Raw genomic sequence first — 22,054 nt, forward strand, 5'->3', positions numbered from 1 at the left:
AAATAGAAGTAGTTCTGAATTCCTCTTTTGTAGAATGCGCTTCATCCTATGTCATTTATACAAATACATACGATTCAATTATTTCAAAAGATGTTGAATCATATGTGCCACACCATGTTCATCATTTGTTAACGTGACGTGATCAGCTAATTCTTTTATATCCTTTCTCGCATTCCCCATTGCAATTCCAACCCCAGCTGCCCGAATCATCGATTCATCATTTAAACTGTCTCCTACAGCCGCTGTTCGGCTTAATGGAATACCGAGCTTTTCTGCCAGCCTGGTTAACGCCTGCCCTTTCGACGCCTCCTTTGCTCCAATTTCAAAGTTATGATCAGCCGAACTAACCAATGTTAATTCAGAATCATGTCCAAACGCATCCCATCCGGCTTTCAATCTGCCTTGAAAAAATGAGAAACCTAAGATGTTATAAAATGAAAGCTTCTGATCCTCACGAAACAATTCTTGATATGTATCAATATAAGCAAAACCAGACTGGCTGTATTGAACTTCAGCCGCTTGCTCAAGAACACGCTGATCCGTTTCTGGATTTGCACTCTTTAAGCGGTCCATTTCTATCGCCAGAAGCTCCCTGCCGCGGTTTGGTGTGTAAATGGCTTCATTCGTAAACACTTCATAGTAATAATCACGCTCCTCAAGCCATGATAAGATGTGTTTTGCTTTTTCTTCTTCTAGAACAGCCGAATGATATACCTGACCTTCTGGATCATGAATCACAGCTCCATTTGCACTGATGACCCACGTATTCATCCCAAGCTGATCAAAAATAGATTTCACATCAAAATACGCTCTTCCTGTTGAAACGACAACCTCAATCCCACTCGCCGCTGCTTCCTTTAACGCCTGCTCGTTTTCCTGACTCACTTTGTGCTCACTGTTCAATAAAGTTCCGTCTAAATCCGTTGCGATTAATTGAATGTTTGTCATCGGTCTCTCCTTTTTTGCCTGCATTTTCAGTTGACCTTCCGTTTATCAAATCCATCATCATTATGAAATGAGTATCCACTATTTGCAAGGGATGATCGGCTTATCAATGAATATAAGAGTACCCGGTCACGCTACATGACCGGATACGCATAAGGGGATTCACAGGGGACACATGACTGATACAAAGAAACCTTGGTTCTACTATTACGCAGTGAATATGTGTACAAGGCAAAGTCTATCAGCTATAGCTAGAGGGGGGCTGCGAGATGCTAGACCTTTGCCTTTTGCCTCCTTTCCTTTCAGCTAACCCTAGTCTACTGAGAAATAGCACAAGAGACAAAAAACGAAAATGACAAAATCGTTCTTCAAATTCTTAATTTCCTCAATCATTTTTACTTTTTACCGCTTGCGTATAAAACATCATCTTATTTTGTTTGACGAAATACTTATTTTTCATAAATTGATAAAAAACATCTGAATGAATCCAATTACTAGAAGGCATGTGAATATAGTCAGACCCGTCCCACGCAAACCAATAAAAACAAAGCCTTCCATCATGAATTGACAATTGAAATTCAAAACAGTCCATTTGATCGTCTGTCACATATTGAAAAGTGAGGGACTCCCCTTCTTCCATATACACGTCACAAAATGAGAGAATGTCTCCCCATGTATAGACCCTCACATTGCTTTCCTTTTCCTCACCAATATGTATGTTTCGAAGTTGATAGGACTCCATAAAACATCTCCTTTCACTTATATGCAGCTAGTTCTGAGTAGGCAGCGGTTTCATTTATACAGATGTTGTATGCTATAATGATACTTACGAATAATGAACGCTTGTGAGGTGATAAATATGAAAACCTTTAGGCTGATTGATTTAAAAATCGAACTTGATCCAAAGCAAGATAAAATGTCCAGCATTCCCCTTCGTGACGGCTTAATCATTAATAAAGAAGATGGCGAAAATCACTGGATGATCGAGGCACTGATCCCAAAGAAGCATAGACAAGTGTTTGAGGTGCTCTTCCAGCAGCATACAGAAGTAAAGATTCTCGTGACGATTACAAAAGAAAACAACCGCCCTGTTCATCTATCGGTCCAAGTCAAAAACATCGTTGCCTTAGAAGAAAACATATCTGTATTACTCGACGGTAAAATGATCACAAATCGTTACAGAACAGAAACCGAAGAAGTATTAAAAGACCTCGTCAAAGAGGGGCTATCAGGAGAAAAACTGCTGGATGCTTTTAAACAGAACACATAAAAAAGAGCGGGATGAGCCGCTCTTTTTCTATTGCACATCTTTCGATTGGCTTTGTTTTTTCAATAAATCTCTAATCTCGGTTAACAACACTTCCGTTTGATCTGGCGTTTCAACCACTTCTTCTTCCTCTACCTTTTTCCGTTTTAATTTATTTAAATAACGAATAAAGATAAAAATGGAAAAGGAGATAATCAAGAAGTCGACCACTGTTTGAATGAAACTTCCATACAAAATTTGAGCAGAACCGATTTTAATAGACAATCCACTAAAATCATGCCCCCCAACAATAATACCAACAAGCGGCATAATTAAATCATTCACAAGAGAAGTGACAATTTTGCCAAATGCTCCCCCGATGATGACACCGACAGCAAGGTCAATCACATTCCCCTTGACGGCAAACTCTCTAAATTCTTTCAGCATTCTTTATCACCTTCATCTTTTTTTGTCTAATATGACGTTTTTTTGTCAAAAAAGCAAGTCCTCATCCGCTCTGGATGAATGTTTCCATATAAAAAACGGTTCATCAAGATGAACCGTCAGACACATTACGATACTTTCGGACCGATAGAAAATGTCAGTTCTGCTTCACATGCCACTTCGCCATCTACTGTTGCAACTGCTTTTCCTTTGGCAACTGGACCGCGAAGACGTGTGACTTCAACCTCTAAACGTAGCTGATCGCCTGGCTTGACCTGTCTTTTGAATCGGCAGCTGTCAATCCCTGCAAACAAACCAATTTTCCCTTTGTTCTCTTCTTTACCTAACATGATGACCCCAAAAACTTGAGCAAGCGCTTCTACAATAAGCACACCCGGCATGACGGGGTATCCTGGGAAATGGCCATTAAAAAATTCTTCATTTACTGTGACATTTTTGATTCCAACCGCTCTTTTCTCACCATCAACTTCTAAAATACGGTCAACCAATAAAAATGGATAACGGTGTGGAATAATGTCTTGAATTTGCTGAGCATCAAGCATGTCTTGATCTCTCCTTCTTTTCTATATCGCTAATCTTCATTTGATTCCTATTGAAGTATATTATGAATGCAGTCATTTTTCAACGTCCAGTCCACATTTATGGTAAAAAATAACATCTATCGTTACCTATTGTCATGAAATATAATCCACTCTACACTCATCGTTTTTTCACAAATATGGTAATATATATTACATCATTGATTGAATAAGAGGGTAAAAATGAATTTTATAAGCGATAAATCCATTAAAAAACTTCTCCATTCGTGGTATACAATGCTAAAACATCGACATTTTTCGAAGGCTGAAGAGATCAAAACGTCCTTAACCAAATATAAACGTAGATTGTCAAAGAAACAGGAGCTTCATTTACATTATCAGCTTATGCTTTTTCGGCACCAGCTCTGGATGAACCAAACAGAAGACTTAGAAAAACTGAAGCATGAACTCACGCTCCACAAAGATCAAATGAATGATCAACTGCAATATTATTTTTACTTTTTTCTCGGTTTATACGAATCTTTAAAGAGCGATCAAAATGATGCCATTCATTATCTTGAAAAAGCAGAAGAAAAACTGCCCCTGCTAGACGATGAGCTAGAGGAAGCGGAGTTTCATTTCCGTACAAGTGGTGTTTATTATAACAACCGCTATTCACTGTTATCCATTCGACATGTTGAAAAAGCCATGGATATCTTTGCAAAGCACGGGGATATCCACAGCATTTATCGGTGCAAAATTGTGCTCGCACTTAACTTTAGTGATCAAAAAAAATATGAAGAAGCAGAAGCTATTTTGATTGAAATTATCGAATACGTGAAAATGATTGATGACCAAGAACTGCTTGGTATCGTGTATTATGACGCTGGTTTTATCAAGTCGAGACAGAATCGTCATAAGGAAGCACTAGAATACTTTAAAAAAGCGCTTCGGCTCCCAGCATACCGGAAATCTGCCCACTCCTATGTATCGTGTCTCTATGAAACTGTGCGTTCCTGCTTTAAAGAGAATTTAACTGATGAAGGAATGAAGTATATTCAAAAAGGGCTAAAAGAAGCCGTTGATGCCCAATTTGATCTATTAAGAATCAAGTTCCAAATTTTATTCCTTCTCTACAGCCAAGCGCCCAAGGCAGATGAACAGATTGCTACACTCGTCACATGTCTTGAACGAAAAGAAGCCTGGATTGATCTTGAAGATCTGCTTGCAGATGTCTCAGATTTTTATAAAAAAAAGGGCGACTTTGAGCGAGCCGCCTTTTTTATCATGAGAGGCTGACATCCGCCTGCTCATTATCGAATGGTATTAATGAGTCCTAGCATTTGATCGCCCATCGTAATGGTTCTTGAGTTCATCTGATACGAACGCTGTGTTGTCATGAGGTCTGTTAATTCTTTAGACATGTCCACATTCGACGTTTCAAGTGCACCTTGCTGAAGTTGAATGGCCTGACGGTTTACCCCATTCAGTGCCGTTAAAGCGCCTTGATAGTTGCCGTCGACTGAGAACAAATTTTCTCCTTCAGAGATGAGTGCTGAAGAATTATTCACTTGAACAACCCCAAGATTCACCTGCTGATTCGGTTGATTGCCTCGAGAAATAGCTGTAAGCCGGCCGTTTTTATCGATAGAAATATCACGGAAATTCGCATTTAAGACAATCTCATTCCCGTTTTCGTCAAGAATCGGATGGCCTTCGCTTGTCACCAGCTGGACTTGATTCGGATTATTTCCTGGCTGTAAATAAAGAGAGCCATCTCTTGTATACCGGATGTTACCGCCAGCATTGACCTGCAAATACTGAGATGGCGCACCAAATGCAACATCAAGGTCACGGCCTGTTTCTTTAATAGACCCTTGCAATGAGTTAATGGATGCATTGACCATCGTTCCAGTTCCAAGCCTTAAACCAGCAGGTGTCAGACGACTGTTTGCCACCTGCTCATTTTTTTCATCTACTTGATTAAACTGTTGTCTGATCAGCTCTGAAAAACGGGTGTTTTTTGCGCGATACCCTGTTGTTTCACTGTTTGCGATGTTATTACTAATGATATCAAGCTGCTTTTGCACCTCGTTCATTGACACAGCTGCATTGATCATCGTTCTAAGCATGAGAATCCTCCTCTCTCTTCATTTTTTCATTAATACACTCTTCCGATTTCGTTCACTGCTTTTTCTAAACTTTTATCATATGCCTGAACCACTTTTTGGTTTGTTTCAAATGCGCGGTAGGCTGTTGTCATTTCTGTATATGATTTCGTCACATCAACGTTCGAGAGCTCTGATACACCTTGGCTTAATGTATAGGACATTTGACCGTTATTGACCGCACTTGGAAGAGGCTGGTTATCAGCTGTACGGTATAAATCATTTCCTTCACGCGCAAGGTTTCTTGTATCCATTGCAACACGTACATCAATTTGTCCAAGGTTTTGTCCGTTTTCACTCACGGTTCCATCTGCGTTCACTTTGAAATTCTCACTTTGAACGGTAATCGGCTGACCCGTCACAGAAAGAAGGGCACGTCCATTAATCGTCAACTGATTTTGATCATTCAATGTAATGGAACTGCTTTTCGTATAACGAACGCCTTCTGGTGTATTCACAGCATAAAAAAGCGCTGACTTTTGATTTGTCTCCGGGTTGATGGGTACATTATTTTCTACTAATGCGATATCCGTTGTTTGATCCGTTGTTTTTAATGTTCCTTGTGTAAATTGAGGAATCAATTCCTGCATGTATGTTCCCGTATTAATTCCGCCAATCGCCGTTTGCTGTGGGATACTAAAGCCTTTGCCTGAAGATGTTTGGAAACGTCCTGATTCCATTCGGCTTAGCAGCATTTCTGGAAATGCGCGCATGGCCCCTTCATCTGCTTTATAGCCTGGAGTATTCGCATTTGCGATATTATTTGAAAGCATTTCTGTCCGCCGCTCTTGAGCGATCATGGCAGATGTTGCGGTGTATAGTCCTTTTAACACGTGCTCACCTCATTCAAATTCTTTCACATGACCTAAAATCATCAGTACACAATCTTCTATGAAATATATCGGCATATTGGCAGGCTTCTTTAATAAAAATCCCCCATTCTTTCTAAAAAGAATGAGGGAAATCATTAGCTGAGTTTACGCTTTGGCAGCTTGTCCATATTATCAAGCATCACGCCAGTACCAACTGCTACACAATCCATTGGATTTTCTGCAACGAAAACTGGTACTTTCAGCTCTTCTGCAAGCAATTGATCAAGCCCGTTTAGAAGCGCTCCGCCACCAGTAATGATGACGCCGCGGTCAATGATATCAGCTGATAATTCAGGTGGTGTTCTTTCGAGAACTTGTTTCGCAGCCTGAACAATGGCAGATACAGATTCACGTAATGCTTCTTCTACTTCTTTGCTTGTGACGGTAATCGTTCTTGGTAATCCTGTCACCATGTCTCGTCCACGAATCGAGATCTCTTCGTGACGTGCGTCTGGGAATACCGTTGCAACTTGGATCTTAATGTCCTCTGCAGTTCGCTCACCGATCAACAGCTTGTACTCTTTTTTAATGTAGTTTAGAATTTCCAAGTCAAATTTGTCTCCAGCCATTTTAATAGAAGAGGCGGTTACAATGTCACCCATTGAGATGACAGCGATATCTGTCGTTCCGCCTCCAATATCTACGACCATGTTTCCACTTGGCTGAAAAATATCCATACCAGCACCAATAGCTGCTACTTTTGGCTCTTCTTCAAGAAATACATGCTTCCCGCCGCTTTTTTCAGCAGCTTCTTTGATCGCCTTCTGCTCAACAGATGTAATGTTTGTTGGGCAGCAGATGAGCATACGCGGCTTAGAGAATAGCCCTTTCACATTTAATGAGTTAATAAAATGCTTGAGCATCGCTTCAGTTACTTCAAAATCAGCAATTACGCCATCTTTTAATGGACGAATCGCAACAATATTCCCAGGCGTACGTCCAACCATACGTCTCGCTTCTTCTCCAACAGCTAATACTTTCCCGCTGTTTTTATCAAGAGCGACAACAGATGGTTCATTTAACACAATTCCTTTTCCTTTGACATGAATCAGTACATTTGCAGTACCAAGATCAATTCCAATATCCCTAGCAAACATCTATATATATCCTCCTTGAAAATCTGTTTCCATAGCAAATACCACATTCTGCCCTAATTATATATTCTATCATAATTTGCAGAAAAAAAGATATTTCTTTACAAAAGTCTTTACAAAATTTGTGGTTAGAAACTACCGATAAGAGGAAGATATATATATCATGTTTATGAACAAAGAACTAAAGCTTACTGTTTTACAGGCTCACCTTCTAAAATTTCTTCTTTTTTATACTTTAACTTTGTGGCTTCTCCCCCTCGCAGGTGGCGGATTGATTTATGATAATCCAGTATCTCCTTCACTTCGTTAGCCAGATCTGGATTAATTTCTGGCAGTCTTTCTGTTAGATCCTTGTGTACAGTACTTTTAGAGACTCCAAATTCTTTCGCAATTACACGAACGGTTTTCTTTGTCTCCACGATATACTTTCCTATCTTGATTGTTCGCTCTTTGATGTAATCGTGCACACCACTCGACCTCCCTAAAATGGATGTGAGAAGTGTGAAATGAGATCCGTATCAATATTATCCATTTTCAGCGGCGCTTGTTCGTCTTAATTTCTCATCCATTAGGTAGTAAATGCCAAACACGATCCCTCACCTCAAACACTCTCTTTGTCAGGTTTGTAACAGTGTATTAGCATTGCATAGGGAATATGCTAAAAATGAAGATGGGACAAGGGATTTATCAGAAAAGACAAAACAAAAAATCATTTCGAGTGGCGAAAATTTTCACTTTACAAGCATCGGTGTAACACGTAAAATAGGAAAGGTGATTTTATTTACCTAGATAAATAATGAATAAAGGTGAGCCTATGGATACGTTAAACAGAGAGTGTTTACATCAAATACATCAAAGCGCGCGGCTGCTGTCTAAAAAAGCGAACGAAGCGCTTGCTGCTTATGACTTGTACATGTCCCAGTGGACTGTACTTTTTTGTTTGGATACATTCGGTCCTAAAACGCAAAAAGACATTTGGACCTATTTGAACGTCGAAGCACCGACGATTACCAGAACCGTGACGCGTCTAGAAGCAAACGGTTGGGTGAAACGAGTCCAAGGAAAAGACAAACGTGAGAATCTCATCGTCATGACAGACGATGCAAAAGCAAAGTTTCAAAAAATCAAACAGACGATGGAACAATTTGAAGAAGAATGTCTTTCAGATTTTACCTACGAAGAAAAACAACTCCTCCATACACTTTTACACAAATTATCAACTGAATAGGAAGTGACATACACCATGAACGAACGCATTTGGACAAAAGACTTTATCATGATTGTCCTGGTGAATTTATTTACATTCACCTCTTTTTATGCCCTTTTGACACTACTCCCCATTTATACAATGGATGAATTAAATGGAACAGAATCACAGGGCGGCCTCCTTGTGACGGTCTTCTTATTATCAGCAATTGTGACAAGACCATTTTCAGGGGCCATTATTGAGAAATTCGGCAAGAAACGCATGGCGATTTTTTCTTCAACGGCTTTTGCCCTGCTCACTTATTTATACATTCCAATTGATCAATTCCAAACACTTCTCATGCTGCGTTTCGTGCAAGGAATCTTCTTCAGCATTTTGACAACCGTAGCAAGTGCCATTGCAGCTGATATGATTCCGAAACATAAACGAGGAGAGGGTCTTGGATACTTTGTGATGTCAATGAACCTCGCTGTGGTTATCGGTCCGTTTATCGCACTGAATCAAGTCGGAAAAGTAGGATTCCATTCTTTATTTCTTCTCTTTTCGATCATCGTCTCTATCGGTGCAGCTTTCACGATGCTGATTAGACAGCCAGAGCCTGAAAACGGCGGAAGTGTCATCTTTCGATTCACTTTTTCTCACCTGTTTGAAAAAGGTGCTTTAAAAACGGCAGCAGTTGGAATCATTATCTCCTTCTGTTACTCGCCAATCATTTCATTTATTTCAGTCTATGCCAATTCACTTCACCTGATGGGTGCAAGCAGTTATTTCTTCATTGTATTTGCAGCTGCGATGCTTGGATCACGTCCATTTACAGGCAGACTGTTTGACCGAGTCGGGCCTCATATTGTGATCTATCCATCGATTGCTCTCTTTGCGATTGGTTTATGGATGCTGACCGCTACCCAAACAGCCACCATGCTTCTTTTATCCGGCGCTGTCATCGGTCTTGGCTACGGCTCTTTGGTGCCATGTCTACAAACACTTGCGATACAGCACTCACCAGCACACCGTACAGGCTACGCCACAGCAACTTTCTTTACCCTATATGATACGGGGATTGCCGCTGGATCATTTGTCTTCGGACTGCTTGTCAGCTTCACAGATTTTTCAAATGTATATCTCATTGCTGGCGTTGTCGTGTTACTCAGCATGGGCGTTTTTTATTGGAGCGAACGAAAACCGCAAGAAGCAAAAGCACAAAAGGTTTCCCTATCAGAATAGGATACTGTTTTAAACTTCACTGAAAACATGCTAAAATATAGGATATTTCAAATGAACAGATAGGTCTTTTGAAAAATAGTTGGCGTTAAGCGAAAGTATAGGTGATGTTTTGAATTACGAATTGTTTAAAGTCATACACGGGATGGCTCATCATTCTGAGTTTTTAGATCAGGCCATGATTTTCATTACGAAAAAGGCCATTCTCGTATATGCCCTCGTCTTATTGATTTGCTGGTTTTTAGGTAATCACAAATTTAAGAAGCATGTCTTCTTTTCTGGTGTAACAGGCATCGTGGCACTCATCGTCAATTTTGCCATTACGCTGTTTTATTATGAAGAGCGGCCGTTTGTGGCGCACAAAGTCGACACACTCATCCCGCACTCAGCAGACGCTTCCTTCCCAAGTGACCACACAACAGGTGCACTGGCTCTTTCACTAGCCATTCGATCCCGTAATAAAAAACTCGGCAATATTTTGCTTGTTTTTGGATTACTGACAGGGTTCTCCCGCATCTGGGTCGGTCATCATTATCCATTTGATGTATTAGGCAGCTTGATCGTATCGATTTTGGTTGTCTTTATCATGAATAAATTATGGAAGTTCTTTGACTCTCCAATTGACCGTATCGTGACATTTTACGAGAACATTGTGGGCAAAATTTTCAGAAGGAAGCAAAAGGACCAAGGATCAGACCTGTCCAACTCTTAAGCGGCTTGCGATAAAGTATAGAAGACCTCTCTTCTACTTTATCCCAGCCGCTTTTTTTATTGTTTGGTTTCCTCTGACCATACTCGAAAAATATAGGCTGACGCTAATGCCGACAAGGGAAATCATGATCAATGTCCAGCCTAATTGTTCAAAATGAGAACCCGCAATTTCCTCACCAAACAGCATGCCAAGCACGGCAGATGACAGAATGGAACCAAGGTACCTGCATGTTTGAAAAAGCCCAGAGGTCGTGCCAATCATTTGTTGAGGGCTCGCTTTTAACATCGCAGCTTGAAGCGCAACATTTCCAATCCCGTAACTGAGTCCAAGCAAAGCAAGAACCAGTCCTTTCCCCCAGAATGGCGCAGGTATAAAAAAGAAAGTCATTGCGGAAGCACCGGCCAGCATCAGCACAGCACTTGCCAAAACAGGATGCCGTTCATCGCCGCGATCTACCCACTTGCCAGTCAGCGGCGATACCATTATGCTCACGCCAGACATGCAAAGCATAAAGAGACCTGTCATCTCCACACGCCAGCCCAATTCATCCTGAAAATAACTTGGCAAGCCAAAAAAGAGACAATAGAAGAAAATATTCAAAATGATAAATTGCACATACACAAGCGAAAGCCGTTTCTCCTGCCTGAACATCCGAATTTGGATAAATGGCTCATCCACCTGATATTCCCACCATATAAAAGCACCCGCACTCACAAGACAGAGAATGCCCTGTACATACTGAATACCATCAGATAGTGATAATAAAAAAGAAAGCAAAAGGACAATACAAACTGTAAATAGCAACATCCCTGGCAAATCAAGCTTTCGGACAGTGTCTCCGATACGCAATTTTTTCTTCTTCTCCTTAGGAAACAAGGAAAGGCCTAGAAAAAAACTGATCAATATGAATGGCAGATTCACTAAAAAGATCGCCGGCCAGCTGCCGATCGTCATCAAAAACCCGCCAAGTGTCGGCCCGAGTGCTGTCATCGCTGAAGCAAAGATGGACAATACCGCTAAAGCAGAAGCTTGTCGTTCCTTCACATGATCCCGAATCAGTCCAACACCTGAAGGATAGATCGCACTGCTTCCAATCGCCTGTAGAAGCCGGATCACAATCAGCACCGCAAAAGTCGGGGCAAACGGCGCACAAATGGCTGAGACTGCCACTAGAACTAGTCCAAATAAAAATAAGGTTCTCCGGCTCATCACATGATCTCCAATTCGTCCACTCACCGGCTGCGTGACCGCACTGGCCAAATAAAAGGTTGAAATGAGCCAAGATACCGTCGTAAACGACAAACCGAACTCATGCTGAATTTGATGCAAGGCTAAAGAAATCATTGAGGAATTCAATGGATTTAACATCGTTCCAAAAGCAATCGCCGTTAAAAAGACTTTTCTGTTGTCTTTCCATTTGATCATACACCCGCCCCCTTCTTTTGACATACACGTTCTTTGTCTATCTCCTCGTTATTATGAGATTCATTTCCCTTTTTTACCCTGATCAATTCAAGTTCTCTCTCCGAAAAGCAAGACATACATTTTAAAAAGGGCAAGTGTTGGAAAAGCGCATATAAAATTGAGAATATGAGGAACAAATGGTAAGATGCTACACATATTGAAAAGCCTACTTTCTCCTTATACGGAGAACGGCTGAAAAGGAGGAGAAGCTTATTATTAAAAAAAGACGGTTTTGGGTCCCAGCCCTTTTCTCGGTTGCAGTATTACTTCTGTCTTCGTGCGGTTCAAATGAAACAAATGGGAACGGAGATAAACGTAATTCTACAGCGAAAGGGTCGCCGATTTTGGAGGATGGGAAATTTATTTTTGCAGCATCAGGTGAATTCCACCCATTCAGTTACATGGATGGAAACCAGATGTCCGGCTTTGATATTGATGTCGGCAATGCGATTAGCGACAAGATGGGTCTAGAGCCTGTACAGAAAAAATATAAATTCGCAGGCATCGTCGAAGGCGTCAAAGCAGGTAAATTTGATGCCGCCATTGCAAGTCATACCATCAACGAGGAACGAAAAAAACACGTCCTTTTTTCTCAACCGTATTACTACTCAGGTCCGCAAATCTTCACAAGACCCGGCGCAGACATTCACAGTGCAGATGACTTAAAAAACAAAGAAATCGCTGTCTCTAAAGGTTCGTCTTATGCGGATATTGCCAAAGAACATAGCGGTCAAGAACCGAAATATTACGACAGTGATGTTGTCGCTTTAGAAGCACTAGCCAATGGCAAACACGATGCAGTCGTCACTGATTTTGCCACAGGGGCAGAAGCCATGAAGAAAAAACTAAAAATTGAAGCACAAGAAAGACTCGGGCAAAGTGAGCAAGCAATTGCTGTCTCTAAAGACAATAAAGAGCTCATAAAAGAAATCAACGATGCGATTGATGCACTCAAAAAAGACGGAACATTAAGACAAATTAGCGAAAAGTATTTTGACGAAGATATTACCGTCAAACAGGATTAAAACCACGATTGTGCGCCTTTCTCTAGGCGCACTTTCTTCAAATGGAGATGATTGTTTTGCCTACCTTATCACATTTTTTTCAAACGCTGATTGATTCTAGAGGCGTTTTCTTAGAAGGAATGCTGCTCACCTTACAACTCACTGTCATCAGTATTTTCATCGGCATGTTCATCGGGCTTTTCTTTGCCTTACTAAAAATATCCCGCGTGGCCGTTTTCGGTTATATCGCAAATGCCTATATCTTCCTTGTACGCGGGACACCACTCATTGTGCAGATTTTCATCCTGTATTTTGGGCTGACAGAATTAAATATACCCGACTTTTGGGCAGCCTCTATTGCGCTTGCCTTCCATAACGGTGCCTATATAGCAGAAATATTCAGAGGGGCGATTCAATCAATCGATCAAGGTCAAAAAGAAGCAGGACGTTCTCTTGGCATGGGGCGATTTCTAACCATGAGACGTATCATTCTCCCGCAAGCGATGCGGCGCGCCCTTCCCCCTCTCGGCAATCAGTTTATCATCGGCTTAAAAGATTCATCACTTGCTGCCTTCATCAGCGTCAATGAACTCTTTAACATAGCCACCACTCAAGGCTCCAACAGTTTTGACAACATGACGTACTTACTTGTCGTGGCTGTCTATTACTTAGTTCTTGTCCTGCTGTTAACATTCGCTGTGCAAACCGTTGAGAAGAAACTATCAGTCAGTGATCATTAGGAGGAGAAGCATGACAGAATCAAAAGAGATCATTCGTGTTGAAAAACTGAATAAATACTTTGGAGAGCTGCATGTCTTAAAAGATATCGACCTCACTGTATATGAAAATGATGTCGTCGTCTTAATTGGTGCAAGCGGCTCTGGGAAAAGCACCTTGCTCCGTTGTATGAATTTTTTAGAAATAAAAAATGACGGTCAGATCATCATTGATGGCAGTCCCGTTCATCCAAAACGAGATCAATTAAACGAAATGAGGCAGAAAATAGGCATGGTGTTTCAGCATTTTAATCTCTTCCCGCACAAAACCGTGCTTGAAAACATCATCGAAGCACCGGTTATGGTGAAAAAAACAAAGAAAGCACAAGCGATAACTGAAGCCAATGTCTTATTAGAAAAAGTCGGACTAGCGGATAAAGCAAAAGTGTACCCTTCAAAGCTATCAGGCGGTCAAAAACAGCGCGTTGCCATCGCACGAGCTCTCGCCATGAAGCCCGATGTCATGTTATTTGACGAGCCCACTTCTGCGCTGGACCCAGAGCTTGTAGGCGAAGTGCTGCAAACCATGAAAAGTCTTGCCAAAGAAGGCATGACAATGGTCATCGTCACTCATGAAATGGGCTTCGCAAAAGAAGTAGCTGACCGAGTTGTTTATATGCATGAAGGACGAATTGTCGAACAAGGTACCCCATTAGAATTATTTGATTCTCCTCAAGAGGAGCGAACCAAATTGTTTCTCAGTTCGATTTTATAGGTCAAACGCCCTTTATTTTTCGTCGTTCATGCACGATTATTCTCATTTTTTACGAACTTTTCATCCATTTATATTGATAATGACCAAAAAACCATGTTAGATAAACTTACATGAATATGTTATATATGACTTTTCTCTCTATAATGAAGAATTAAGAAATCTATTAATTCTGAATGATTCGGGGGAATGCAGCATGCAAATGGGTGATACAGTATTTATGTTCTTCTGCACACTACTCGTGTGGTTAATGACACCGGGTTTAGCCTTATTCTACGGAGGACTTGTGAGAAGTAAAAACGTGTTAAGTACGACAATGCACAGCTTAACCTCACTAGCCATTGTCTCTATCGTCTGGATCGTGTTTGGCTATTCACTGGCCTTTGCGCCAGGCAATGCATGGATCGGAGGCTTTGACTGGGTTGGACTAAAAGGCGTTGGCTTTGAACCTGGTTCATATAGTGACACGATTCCACATTCATTGTTCATGATGTTCCAAATGACCTTTGCCGTCCTCACAACAGCCATTATCTCTGGTGCCTTCGCTGAACGTATTCGTTACTCAGCGGTGGTCGTGTTTACACTCCTTTGGGTCACATTTGTATACGCTCCAGTCGCACACTGGGTATGGGGTGGCGGCTGGATTGGCGAAATGGGAGCACTTGACTTCGCCGGTGGAAACGTCGTCCACATATCATCCGGTGTGGCTGGTCTAGTCGTAGCCATTGTTCTCGGGAAGCGAAAAGAAGCGGCAAGTTCTTCTCCGCATAACTTGATCTACACACTTCTAGGCGGAGCTGTGATTTGGTTTGGCTGGTTTGGGTTTAACGTAGGAAGTGCCCTCACATTAGACAGTGTCGCCATGTATGCCTTTATTAACACCAATACAGCAGCTGCTGCAGGAATCATCGGCTGGCTGTTAGTCGAATGGATGATCAACAAAAAACCAACGATGCTAGGTGCAATCTCTGGAGCCATTGCAGGCCTAGTAGCGATTACACCTGCCGCAGGTTTTGTCACACCATTTGCTTCGATTATCATCGGAATTATCGGCGGAATCGTTTGTTTCTGGGGCGTCTATTCACTTAAAGCCAAGTTCGGCTATGATGATGCACTGGATGCATTCGGTCTGCACGGAATCGGCGGTACGTGGGGAGGCATTGCTACAGGCCTTTTCGCCACTACATCTGTCAATGATGGCGGAGCCAACGGCTTATTTTACGGCGATCCAAGCTTACTTTGGAAACAAGTTGTCGCCATCGTGGCCACATACGTCTTTGTTGCAGTTGTCACATACGTGATCATCAAAGTCGTCAACATCTTCTTCAAGATTCGCGCAACTGAAGAAGAAGAATCAGTCGGTCTTGATTTAACGATGCACGGCGAAAAAGCATATCAAGATTAAAGAAAAAGGGGTGTCTCTATGAGCAAAATGTATAAAGTGGAGATTGTCACACGTCCAGCTAATTTTGAAACATTAAAGGTGGAGCTTGGAAAGATTGGTGTCACCTCGATTACCTTTTCCAATGTGCACGGCTGCGGATTACAAAAGGGACATACGGAACTATACCGTGGCGTCAAAAAGGAAAGCAATGTGTACGAACGTTTAAAGATTGAAATCGTCTTAAGCAAAGTACCTGTTGAACAGGTCGTGGAAACAGCACAGAAAGTACTGCGTACAGGCGAACCAGGGGATGGGAAGATTTTTATATATGAGATAGAAAATACAATCAACATTCGGACAGGTGAAGAAGGACCTGCCGCCTTATAGCATCCCTCCGCCATATGGCGGAGGTTTTTTTAAAGACAGAAAAAAACCTCTGTGCATTTATCTACACAGAGGATCTGACATGACATTAAGATTGTTTTGTTTCTTCTGACTGACTGCGGTCTTTAGAGGAATCAGAAGACTTTTCTTGATCAGAGGATTTCCCCTTCTCATCAGACTTATCTTCAGATTTTTCTTCAGCCGGCTCTTTTGCCTTATCGTCAGCAGCAGGTTCCTTCGTTTTTTCATCAACTTTTGGCTGAGCAGGTTCTTTTGCTTCTTCTGTCACTTCTTGCGCTGCTTTTTCAATGGAAGAAACAGGCTTATCAATGAAGCTAAGTGGATTAAGCGCTAAACCTTCCATACGAATTTCAAAGTGAACATGGTTGCCGCTTTCAGCACCATATAGATTCTTACCAGAAGCACCGATGACATCATTCTGCTTTACTTCATCGCCTTCTTTTACACTCACTTGAGACAACGATTGATACACAGTAGACAATCCATCTTCATGTTCAATTTCAACAACGTGACCGAGAACTGGATCTTTTTTCGCCTGAACGACTGTTCCACTAAGAGCAGCTGTGACATCAAACACTTTGCCATCTTTATCTGCAAGATCAATACCTTTGCTTAAGGTATAGGTGTTATTATAGTTTACAAGTGCTGCTTCTTTTTCTTTTTGATCAGCATCTGCTTCATAGAACTTTTTCACGACAGAAACATTCTCAGAATTCTGGACCGGCATAGCGACATTTTCAATTGGCTTTCCAACTTCAACGGCATCATCACGCTGTTCTTGTCCTGTTTGATTTCCATCAGATAGTTGGTCTTTCACATCTTTCGATACAGCTTGATACCAAAGAACGGCTGTTAACACGACCGCTGCGCTGACCAAGTAAATAGCAGGGAATACCCAGCGCTTACGGAAAAATTGCTGAACTTTTGTGATTTTGGAAGTACGTTTCTTTTCTTCCTCTCTCATTTTTCATCACCTCAGCAACATTCTGAACACTTTTCAAAAAATATATACACACGAAATCATTTTTCTTTTTATTTTGCGCAATCGCATCAATAATATGTATGATGAATGAAAAAAGATGGGGGTACATATGGTGAAAACTTTCAACCGCATGGCAACAGAAGATGACCTCAAAGAGATCGTCGATATCTACAATTCAACGATTGCTTCAAGAGAAGTAACGGCCGATACAGAACCTGTTACAGTAGAAGACCGCCGTCAGTGGTTTTTGAATCATTCAGAGAAACGTCCTCTCTATGTGAAAACAGATGAGGAAGGAAATATCTACGGCTGGCTCAGTTTTGAAACGTTTTACGGCAGACCTGCATACAACGGTACTGTTGAAATGAGTATTTATTTGAACCAAGACTATCGAGGAAGAGGTTTAGGGTCACTGTTCTTACAAGAGGCGCTCGAATTGGCACCCTCATTAGGCATCCGAACGTTACTTGCCTTTATTTTCGGCCACAACGAAGCCAGCATCAAATTATTTAAGAAGCACGGATTTGAGACTTGGGGACATTTGCCACGCATCGCAGAAATGGACGGCAATCGGTACGACTTAGATATTTTAGGAAAAGAATTATAAACTGAGCGTCTCTTGAAGAAAGAGACGCTTTTTTATGAAGCATGCACCAACTGCTCAAATTGCTTCGCATTTTGAAGTGATTTTCTTTTCAGAATGATACCATGTTCATCAATCAGAAGCGCTTGCGGAACAACTGTTACTCCATACAACTCCATAATTTGTGATGAGCGCATATAAACAGCTTGCTCCGGCAGCAATTGAAGAAGCGAGGCATCATCGGCTTGTTCATCTCCATTTATAACAATCACATGAGCATCATCATGTGAAGTTTGAGGCTGCACATCAGACAAAATACTTTTACAAGTCATACAAGTAGAATTCACAAATAACAGCATCACAGCTCGCCCTTTTTGCAAATACTCCTTCAAGATCACCTTTTCACCTACATGCGAATAACTGCGAAATAACGGAGCCGGGTCACCAATATCCGCTTCCTTCAATTCAATTCCATCAAGGGACTTTATTTTATTCATAAATCTCCCGATAAAACGGGCAAGCAAAAAAACGACAGCCAGCTGGGCAATGACAATTAATAACACAATGATTAATAAAATATCTGTCATTTCATTTTATCTCCTTCTATAATTGATTCATCTGCAATCTGGAATGAGTCGATCCACTTTCGCTTCAATAGCACAATTTCTTGGCTGACCGCTATGATCAAACAGACAGCCGCTGCAATGAGAAAACAAATCATTTTCAACCGCAATGAAATCATTTCAACACCAGGATGTACATAAAATAACCCAGCCACAAGAGTAAGCATCAGCAGATTACGAATCACAATCCCCCAATGCAGGCGATCGTTTTCCAGTAATCCTCCACAACCGCACGAAATATCACGATGCCCCCTAATTAAATTGAACGTAACCGCTCCAGTATAAATACATAACAGGGCTGTAAGGCCAATTGCAGGCAGGACAGACATGTTCCATATAAACAAATGAACCGTACAAACCAACTCAATCGACAAAAACACATAAAACATGGGTGCAGCGAAAGAAGGCGGCAGCAGCCGATAAGCATTGATCTGCTGAACATGTGCCTTCTGTTTCCTTGCTTTATCCAGCCATGCACCTGCAAAAATGATTCCTAGTAAATAGACGCCTATGAAATAAAAGACACTCACCTTACACCATCTCCTTTTGTTGAAATAGTTGAGATTGTGCCTCGTATAGCCTTCTGTACTCTCCGTGTAATGCCATCAGTTCATCATGGTTACCCTCTTCAATAAAAGCACCATCTTTCATGACGATGATACGGTCTGCTAAGCGGGCCGCTCCCATACGATGTGTAATAAACAAAACACCTTGATCCTGCGTATGATCGAACAACTTTCGAATGAGTGAGATCTCCGACAATGGATCGAGAGCAGAGGTCGGTTCATCTAAAATAATAAAATCACTTTCTCTAAAGAAGGTTCTCGCCATCGCAAGCTTTTGCCATTGTCCGCCAGACAATTCATGTCCCTCTTCAAAAAAGCGACCTAGCTGCGCATCATATGTGTCTTCCATTTCATTAATTCTTTTCTCTATACCTGCTTGACGGGCGGCTGAAATCAACCGCTCTTCCTCTTCTATATCATCAATACGGCCAAATCCTATGTTTTCTCTCACAGTGAATTCGTACTTCATAAAATCTTGAAAAAGCACAGCCATTCTCGCATGATAGGTCTTTTTATGGATGGTGGAAATATCCTCTCCATTGACTTTGTGCATATTCTGTTGATCTGGATCATATAAGCCGGTTAAACATTTGATTAAAGTGGTTTTACCGGACCCATTATCTCCTACTAATGCAATTCGTTCACCTTTATTCATATGAAAATGAATATGCTCAATCGCTGGTTTTTTCATATTCGGATAAGTAAAAGAGAGATTGTCTAATGTAATGGACTGGATATGCTCAATTCCCTGAAGCGACGCTGCCTCTTCCGTCTGTTCATGCATTTCCTCTTCTCTCTTTTGAAAAGCTCTCATTTCATCAACATATAGGCTCGTTTCATATAAACTAGAACATTCCCTCGTTAAATCTTGAAACCCACTTTGAATGTTTTGTACAGCTTGTAGCACTGCAACAAACGTACCCGCTGCTAATTTTTTTTGAAAAATAAGAAAGACAATCAATAAACCACAGCACACATAGGCCAATGTCATGAGCAACCCGCCTGCCATCTCCCAGCGCACTTGGCGTTTCAGCAAATTATATTTTTCATCTGCACTTTTAACGTAGTGACCTCTCCACTTTTGAAGAAGATAATTCCCTATTCCATATAAACGAACTTCCTTTAAAGAATCTCGCTGCGCGACGAGATCAGATACATACATTTCTCTTCGATCATTAGCCGTTAACAAACGATTTAATCGATAACGTGCGCCTCCAAAGAAAAGTTCAATCCATAATACAGGCAAGGTAAACAAGAACAATATGACCGCTAAGCCCCAATGAATACCGATCATATAGATAAGAAGTGATACAACAGTAATCAACGCGCTCATCATTGTAAAAATACTTCTCACCATACTGAGAACATGCTGATGACTGTTCATCACACGTTGACTTTCATTGTAAAAGGACGGGTGCTCAAACGTAATAAACGGCAGTCTTATCGCTTTTTGAAGCAATTCACCTTTCAAATGCAGACCAATCAGATTTGTTGCTTTCTGTTGACTAAGCTGAAGAATGAATTGAAGCCCATATCCTAAAATCACAATGACCATTTGCAGTCCAAATAACCACAAAACCTTTTGGATGTCACCAGAAGACGTCATAAATAAAATAATTTCATTAATCAAAGTTTGAATAATCCAGACACTAGCCAAAGGCATAAAACCAACGATCACTTGAATGAACAAAGTTAAAAGAAGATAAGAACGACTTTTTTTCCAAGTATAGGAGATTGCATATAAACAATGGTTCACTGTACTCATGAGATGCTCCACCTTACACCATTTAGTATAATTGACATATTTTTGATATTTGTAATATGATAGCTTTGCGTAACTTCATTTTGAGAGGACGATATACGATGAATTCAATTTTTCTTTTACAGCTCGCTCTTATGATTTGCAGTCTTCTATTAACGGCTGGAATTATCATCTATTTAAAACAACAGATGCAGCTTATCATCTTACCTATAGAACACGTGGGGCAGAAACTTGCGCATCCACTTCTCGAACAGCCATCACCCATTCACATGAATGATCTGCTGCAAACAAATCGTACACAACAATTACTGATCTTCACTGACACAGCATGTCCGCACTGCATTCCATCACTCGAACAATTCCTAGAAACAAAAAAGCAGCGTAAACTAAACGTTTCATTGAGTATTTTGTTGAAAAACGGGCAAAAAAAGGACCAAGAATTATATCGTGATCACGAAACAAACTTGCGAATTATTCCGGTAGACGAACAATTGATAAACGCATTCCAAATTCAGGAGTTTCCGTTCTACATCATGGTAGAAGAGAATGATACCATCTCATATGCAGCACCTTTTCCAGACGGTCTTTATTCAAGACTAGCTGCAAACTAAAGATAAATGAGGCATGTGAAGAGCATCAAACACATGCCTCATTTTTTATTATTGTGAATTTGGCTGAACATCCTTCCCTTTTTCCTCTGCAGCGATATCATTAGCTTCGCTTGAAGCGGATGTTTGTTCCTCAGCTTGTTCAAACTCACTGCGAGCTTCATTTGAAATGTCAACTTGATCACCGTGCTGATTCACAGTAACAGAAGAAGATCCCTCTTTTTGAACCTCTTTCTCTAGTTCCTTTAATTTAGAAACATGAAGCTCTAAATCTTTTCCTTGCTGAACTAAAGTCAGTTGTTGAAATAACGCCTTTCTCTCTTCTGGAGAATGGTCGCCTTGAACAATTTGCGCTGCTTGGGTCAAAAAAGAATTTGATGTATGGCCTGCTTGACGCTTATTTGACGTCTGCATAGCATTTGTTACTAATGAAATTGGAGTTATGCTCATGCGTTCACACCCTAATAAATAAGATACTTAGATTTAGCAGCCACATTTAACGCGTTCTTGGCTAGTACAAATCTCACCTGTGTCACGATCCACATAGTAACGGAAAGTTCCAACGCCTTGAAGGAAACAAGTTGGTGCTGATTGGCAAGAAGTGACCAATCTTTGCAAAATACATCTAGCAGCTGCAGGTTGAACATTGGTCATTTTGTTTAAAATTCGATCTAACATATGAATTCCACCTTCCAATTTTTATGGTAATACAATACAATAATAACCAATTGATAGAC

27 protein-coding genes are annotated in these 22,054 nt (G+C 40.9%); 12 read left to right on the forward strand and 15 right to left on the reverse strand.

Translation table 11 applies throughout. The annotated features are described in order from the left end of the window. Positions 1 to 78 precede the first annotated feature (78 nt). Positions 79 to 939, reverse strand: coding sequence for a Cof-type HAD-IIB family hydrolase (locus MHI20_RS10875; RefSeq protein ID WP_340939330.1), 861 nt, complete (start codon positions 937 to 939; stop codon positions 79 to 81). A 391-nt stretch (positions 940 to 1,330) separates the two neighbouring features. Next, on the reverse strand, positions 1,331 to 1,687 hold the full coding sequence (locus MHI20_RS10880) for a hypothetical protein (protein WP_008343305.1): 357 nt from the start codon (positions 1,685 to 1,687) through the stop codon (positions 1,331 to 1,333). Between the two features lie 117 nt (positions 1,688 to 1,804). Between MHI20_RS10880 and MHI20_RS10885 the strand changes: the two genes are divergently transcribed. Further along, positions 1,805 to 2,215: a YwpF-like family protein gene (locus tag MHI20_RS10885; RefSeq protein ID WP_003215215.1), complete on the forward strand. Its 411-nt coding sequence runs from the start codon at positions 1,805 to 1,807 to the stop codon at positions 2,213 to 2,215. Between the two features lie 27 nt (positions 2,216 to 2,242). Here MHI20_RS10885 and mscL read toward each other — a convergent pair whose 3' ends face one another. Together mscL and fabZ are read right to left on the reverse strand one after the other, a co-directional pair. Beyond that, on the reverse strand, positions 2,243 to 2,638 hold the full coding sequence (gene mscL, locus MHI20_RS10890) for a large conductance mechanosensitive channel protein MscL (RefSeq protein WP_008343317.1): 396 nt from the start codon (positions 2,636 to 2,638) through the stop codon (positions 2,243 to 2,245). A gap of 125 nt (positions 2,639 to 2,763) precedes the next feature. Further along, a complete protein-coding gene (gene fabZ, locus MHI20_RS10895; protein ID WP_007497564.1) occupies positions 2,764 to 3,198 on the reverse strand; it encodes a 3-hydroxyacyl-ACP dehydratase FabZ in 435 nt (144 codons plus the stop codon). A 219-nt stretch (positions 3,199 to 3,417) separates the two neighbouring features. On the opposite strand from fabZ, the gene MHI20_RS10900 reads away from it, so the two are divergent. Beyond that, positions 3,418 to 4,473: a tetratricopeptide repeat protein gene (locus MHI20_RS10900; protein ID WP_340938210.1), complete on the forward strand. Its 1,056-nt coding sequence runs from the start codon at positions 3,418 to 3,420 to the stop codon at positions 4,471 to 4,473. Between the two features lie 14 nt (positions 4,474 to 4,487). Here MHI20_RS10900 and MHI20_RS10905 read toward each other — a convergent pair whose 3' ends face one another. The 4 genes from MHI20_RS10905 to spoIIID form a co-directional block, all read right to left on the reverse strand. Further along, positions 4,488 to 5,306: a flagellar hook-basal body protein gene (locus MHI20_RS10905; RefSeq protein WP_340938212.1), complete on the reverse strand. Its 819-nt coding sequence runs from the start codon at positions 5,304 to 5,306 to the stop codon at positions 4,488 to 4,490. A 29-nt stretch (positions 5,307 to 5,335) separates the two neighbouring features. Further along, the gene (locus tag MHI20_RS10910) at positions 5,336 to 6,175 is read right to left on the reverse strand and encodes a flagellar hook-basal body protein (protein WP_017360018.1); all 840 of its coding nucleotides are present in this window, start codon (positions 6,173 to 6,175) and stop codon (positions 5,336 to 5,338) included. Between the two features lie 134 nt (positions 6,176 to 6,309). Beyond that, positions 6,310 to 7,311 carry a cell shape-determining protein Mbl gene (mbl, locus tag MHI20_RS10915; RefSeq protein ID WP_012011515.1) on the reverse strand — a complete coding sequence of 334 codons (1,002 nt, stop codon included), beginning with the start codon at positions 7,309 to 7,311 and terminating at the stop codon, positions 6,310 to 6,312. 185 nt (positions 7,312 to 7,496) lie between these two features. After that, complete coding sequence (gene spoIIID / locus MHI20_RS10920) at positions 7,497 to 7,775, reverse strand: sporulation transcriptional regulator SpoIIID (protein WP_008343327.1); 279 nt, start codon at positions 7,773 to 7,775, stop codon at positions 7,497 to 7,499. A gap of 347 nt (positions 7,776 to 8,122) precedes the next feature. Here spoIIID and MHI20_RS10925 point away from each other — a divergent pair, with 347 nt between their 5' ends. The 3 genes from MHI20_RS10925 to MHI20_RS10935 all read left to right on the forward strand — a co-directional run bounded on the left by MHI20_RS10925 (position 8,123) and on the right by MHI20_RS10935 (position 10,448). Beyond that, a complete protein-coding gene (locus MHI20_RS10925) occupies positions 8,123 to 8,536 on the forward strand; it encodes a MarR family winged helix-turn-helix transcriptional regulator (protein WP_008343328.1) in 414 nt (137 codons plus the stop codon). Between the two features lie 15 nt (positions 8,537 to 8,551). Beyond that, a complete protein-coding gene (locus tag MHI20_RS10930) occupies positions 8,552 to 9,739 on the forward strand; it encodes an MFS transporter (protein ID WP_024718734.1) in 1,188 nt (395 codons plus the stop codon). 109 nt (positions 9,740 to 9,848) lie between these two features. Continuing rightward, the gene (locus MHI20_RS10935) at positions 9,849 to 10,448 is read left to right on the forward strand and encodes an undecaprenyl-diphosphatase (RefSeq protein WP_061420445.1); all 600 of its coding nucleotides are present in this window, start codon (positions 9,849 to 9,851) and stop codon (positions 10,446 to 10,448) included. A 33-nt stretch (positions 10,449 to 10,481) separates the two neighbouring features. On the opposite strand, the gene MHI20_RS10940 is transcribed toward MHI20_RS10935, so the two are convergent. After that, positions 10,482 to 11,873, reverse strand: a complete 1,392-nt coding sequence (locus MHI20_RS10940) for an MFS transporter (protein WP_061420448.1) — start codon at positions 11,871 to 11,873, stop codon at positions 10,482 to 10,484. 218 nt (positions 11,874 to 12,091) lie between these two features. Between MHI20_RS10940 and MHI20_RS10945 the strand changes: the two genes are divergently transcribed. From MHI20_RS10945 to MHI20_RS10965, 5 genes are all read left to right on the forward strand, one after another. Beyond that, a complete protein-coding gene (locus MHI20_RS10945; RefSeq protein ID WP_226650609.1) occupies positions 12,092 to 12,937 on the forward strand; it encodes a transporter substrate-binding domain-containing protein in 846 nt (281 codons plus the stop codon). A gap of 41 nt (positions 12,938 to 12,978) precedes the next feature. Further along, on the forward strand, positions 12,979 to 13,656 hold the full coding sequence (locus MHI20_RS10950) for an amino acid ABC transporter permease (protein WP_007497584.1): 678 nt from the start codon (positions 12,979 to 12,981) through the stop codon (positions 13,654 to 13,656). Positions 13,657 to 13,666: 10 nt separating this feature from the next. Then, on the forward strand, positions 13,667 to 14,407 hold the full coding sequence (locus tag MHI20_RS10955; protein WP_061420454.1) for an amino acid ABC transporter ATP-binding protein: 741 nt from the start codon (positions 13,667 to 13,669) through the stop codon (positions 14,405 to 14,407). Between the two features lie 193 nt (positions 14,408 to 14,600). Continuing rightward, positions 14,601 to 15,809 carry an ammonium transporter gene (locus MHI20_RS10960; protein ID WP_041091425.1) on the forward strand — a complete coding sequence of 403 codons (1,209 nt, stop codon included), beginning with the start codon at positions 14,601 to 14,603 and terminating at the stop codon, positions 15,807 to 15,809. Between the two features lie 18 nt (positions 15,810 to 15,827). Next, positions 15,828 to 16,175, forward strand: coding sequence for a P-II family nitrogen regulator (locus tag MHI20_RS10965; RefSeq protein ID WP_007497589.1), 348 nt, complete (start codon positions 15,828 to 15,830; stop codon positions 16,173 to 16,175). Positions 16,176 to 16,260: 85 nt separating this feature from the next. On the opposite strand, the gene MHI20_RS10970 is transcribed toward MHI20_RS10965, so the two are convergent. Next, positions 16,261 to 17,157: a peptidoglycan DD-metalloendopeptidase family protein gene (locus MHI20_RS10970; RefSeq protein WP_039165313.1), complete on the reverse strand. Its 897-nt coding sequence runs from the start codon at positions 17,155 to 17,157 to the stop codon at positions 16,261 to 16,263. 127 nt (positions 17,158 to 17,284) lie between these two features. Between MHI20_RS10970 and MHI20_RS10975 the strand changes: the two genes are divergently transcribed. Then, a complete protein-coding gene (locus MHI20_RS10975) occupies positions 17,285 to 17,782 on the forward strand; it encodes a GNAT family N-acetyltransferase (protein ID WP_061420456.1) in 498 nt (165 codons plus the stop codon). Positions 17,783 to 17,814: 32 nt separating this feature from the next. On the opposite strand, the gene MHI20_RS10980 is transcribed toward MHI20_RS10975, so the two are convergent. From MHI20_RS10980 to MHI20_RS10990, 3 genes are read right to left on the reverse strand one after another with little or no spacing between them, the layout of a single operon-like run. Then, the gene (locus MHI20_RS10980) at positions 17,815 to 18,345 is read right to left on the reverse strand and encodes a TlpA family protein disulfide reductase (RefSeq protein WP_282917084.1); all 531 of its coding nucleotides are present in this window, start codon (positions 18,343 to 18,345) and stop codon (positions 17,815 to 17,817) included. Beyond that, positions 18,342 to 18,911 carry a MauE/DoxX family redox-associated membrane protein gene (locus tag MHI20_RS10985; RefSeq protein WP_282917083.1) on the reverse strand — a complete coding sequence of 190 codons (570 nt, stop codon included), beginning with the start codon at positions 18,909 to 18,911 and terminating at the stop codon, positions 18,342 to 18,344. Before MHI20_RS10985 ends, MHI20_RS10980 begins: the two co-directional genes overlap by 4 nt. Position 18,912: 1 nt before the next feature. Beyond that, positions 18,913 to 20,712, reverse strand: coding sequence for an ABC transporter ATP-binding protein (locus tag MHI20_RS10990; RefSeq protein WP_217816078.1), 1,800 nt, complete (start codon positions 20,710 to 20,712; stop codon positions 18,913 to 18,915). Positions 20,713 to 20,810: 98 nt separating this feature from the next. Between MHI20_RS10990 and MHI20_RS10995 the strand changes: the two genes are divergently transcribed. Then, complete coding sequence (locus MHI20_RS10995; RefSeq protein WP_056704223.1) at positions 20,811 to 21,320, forward strand: hypothetical protein; 510 nt, start codon at positions 20,811 to 20,813, stop codon at positions 21,318 to 21,320. Positions 21,321 to 21,368: 48 nt separating this feature from the next. Here MHI20_RS10995 and MHI20_RS11000 read toward each other — a convergent pair whose 3' ends face one another. Both MHI20_RS11000 and MHI20_RS11005 read right to left on the reverse strand, forming a co-directional pair. Further along, a complete protein-coding gene (locus MHI20_RS11000; protein ID WP_039165303.1) occupies positions 21,369 to 21,767 on the reverse strand; it encodes a hypothetical protein in 399 nt (132 codons plus the stop codon). 33 nt (positions 21,768 to 21,800) lie between these two features. Continuing rightward, positions 21,801 to 21,995, reverse strand: a complete 195-nt coding sequence (locus tag MHI20_RS11005) for a hypothetical protein (protein WP_072367358.1) — start codon at positions 21,993 to 21,995, stop codon at positions 21,801 to 21,803. Between the last annotated feature and the right edge of the window lie 59 nt (positions 21,996 to 22,054).

Source organism: Bacillus sp. FSL K6-1106 (assembly GCF_038005245.1).
Taxonomy (GTDB): domain Bacteria; phylum Bacillota; class Bacilli; order Bacillales; family Bacillaceae; genus Bacillus; species Bacillus altitudinis.

Bases quoted from the DNA above. Each gene is read 5' to 3' on its own strand.
- fabZ (WP_007497564.1), bottom strand. From the start codon at position 3,198: ATGCTTGATGCTCAGCAAATTCAAGACATTATTCCACACCGTTATCCA.
- MHI20_RS10925 (WP_008343328.1), top strand. From the start codon at position 8,123: ATGGATACGTTAAACAGAGAGTGTTTACATCAAATACATCAAAGCGCG.
- MHI20_RS10990 (WP_217816078.1), bottom strand. From the start codon at position 20,712: ATGAGTACAGTGAACCATTGTTTATATGCAATCTCCTATACTTGGAAA.
- MHI20_RS10970 (WP_039165313.1), bottom strand. From the start codon at position 17,157: ATGAGAGAGGAAGAAAAGAAACGTACTTCCAAAATCACAAAAGTTCAG.
- MHI20_RS10960 (WP_041091425.1), top strand. From the start codon at position 14,601: ATGCAAATGGGTGATACAGTATTTATGTTCTTCTGCACACTACTCGTG.
- MHI20_RS11000 (WP_039165303.1), bottom strand. From the start codon at position 21,767: ATGAGCATAACTCCAATTTCATTAGTAACAAATGCTATGCAGACGTCA.
- MHI20_RS10900 (WP_340938210.1), top strand. From the start codon at position 3,418: ATGAATTTTATAAGCGATAAATCCATTAAAAAACTTCTCCATTCGTGG.
- MHI20_RS10975 (WP_061420456.1), top strand. From the start codon at position 17,285: ATGGTGAAAACTTTCAACCGCATGGCAACAGAAGATGACCTCAAAGAG.
- MHI20_RS10885 (WP_003215215.1), top strand. From the start codon at position 1,805: ATGAAAACCTTTAGGCTGATTGATTTAAAAATCGAACTTGATCCAAAG.
- MHI20_RS10880 (WP_008343305.1), bottom strand. From the start codon at position 1,687: ATGGAGTCCTATCAACTTCGAAACATACATATTGGTGAGGAAAAGGAA.
- MHI20_RS10940 (WP_061420448.1), bottom strand. From the start codon at position 11,873: ATGATCAAATGGAAAGACAACAGAAAAGTCTTTTTAACGGCGATTGCT.
- MHI20_RS11005 (WP_072367358.1), bottom strand. From the start codon at position 21,995: ATGTTAGATCGAATTTTAAACAAAATGACCAATGTTCAACCTGCAGCT.
- mscL (WP_008343317.1), bottom strand. From the start codon at position 2,638: ATGCTGAAAGAATTTAGAGAGTTTGCCGTCAAGGGGAATGTGATTGAC.
- MHI20_RS10930 (WP_024718734.1), top strand. From the start codon at position 8,552: ATGAACGAACGCATTTGGACAAAAGACTTTATCATGATTGTCCTGGTG.
- MHI20_RS10905 (WP_340938212.1), bottom strand. From the start codon at position 5,306: ATGCTTAGAACGATGATCAATGCAGCTGTGTCAATGAACGAGGTGCAA.
- MHI20_RS10965 (WP_007497589.1), top strand. From the start codon at position 15,828: ATGAGCAAAATGTATAAAGTGGAGATTGTCACACGTCCAGCTAATTTT.
- MHI20_RS10950 (WP_007497584.1), top strand. From the start codon at position 12,979: ATGGAGATGATTGTTTTGCCTACCTTATCACATTTTTTTCAAACGCTG.
- MHI20_RS10995 (WP_056704223.1), top strand. From the start codon at position 20,811: ATGAATTCAATTTTTCTTTTACAGCTCGCTCTTATGATTTGCAGTCTT.
- MHI20_RS10955 (WP_061420454.1), top strand. From the start codon at position 13,667: ATGACAGAATCAAAAGAGATCATTCGTGTTGAAAAACTGAATAAATAC.
- MHI20_RS10980 (WP_282917084.1), bottom strand. From the start codon at position 18,345: ATGACAGATATTTTATTAATCATTGTGTTATTAATTGTCATTGCCCAG.
- mbl (WP_012011515.1), bottom strand. From the start codon at position 7,311: ATGTTTGCTAGGGATATTGGAATTGATCTTGGTACTGCAAATGTACTG.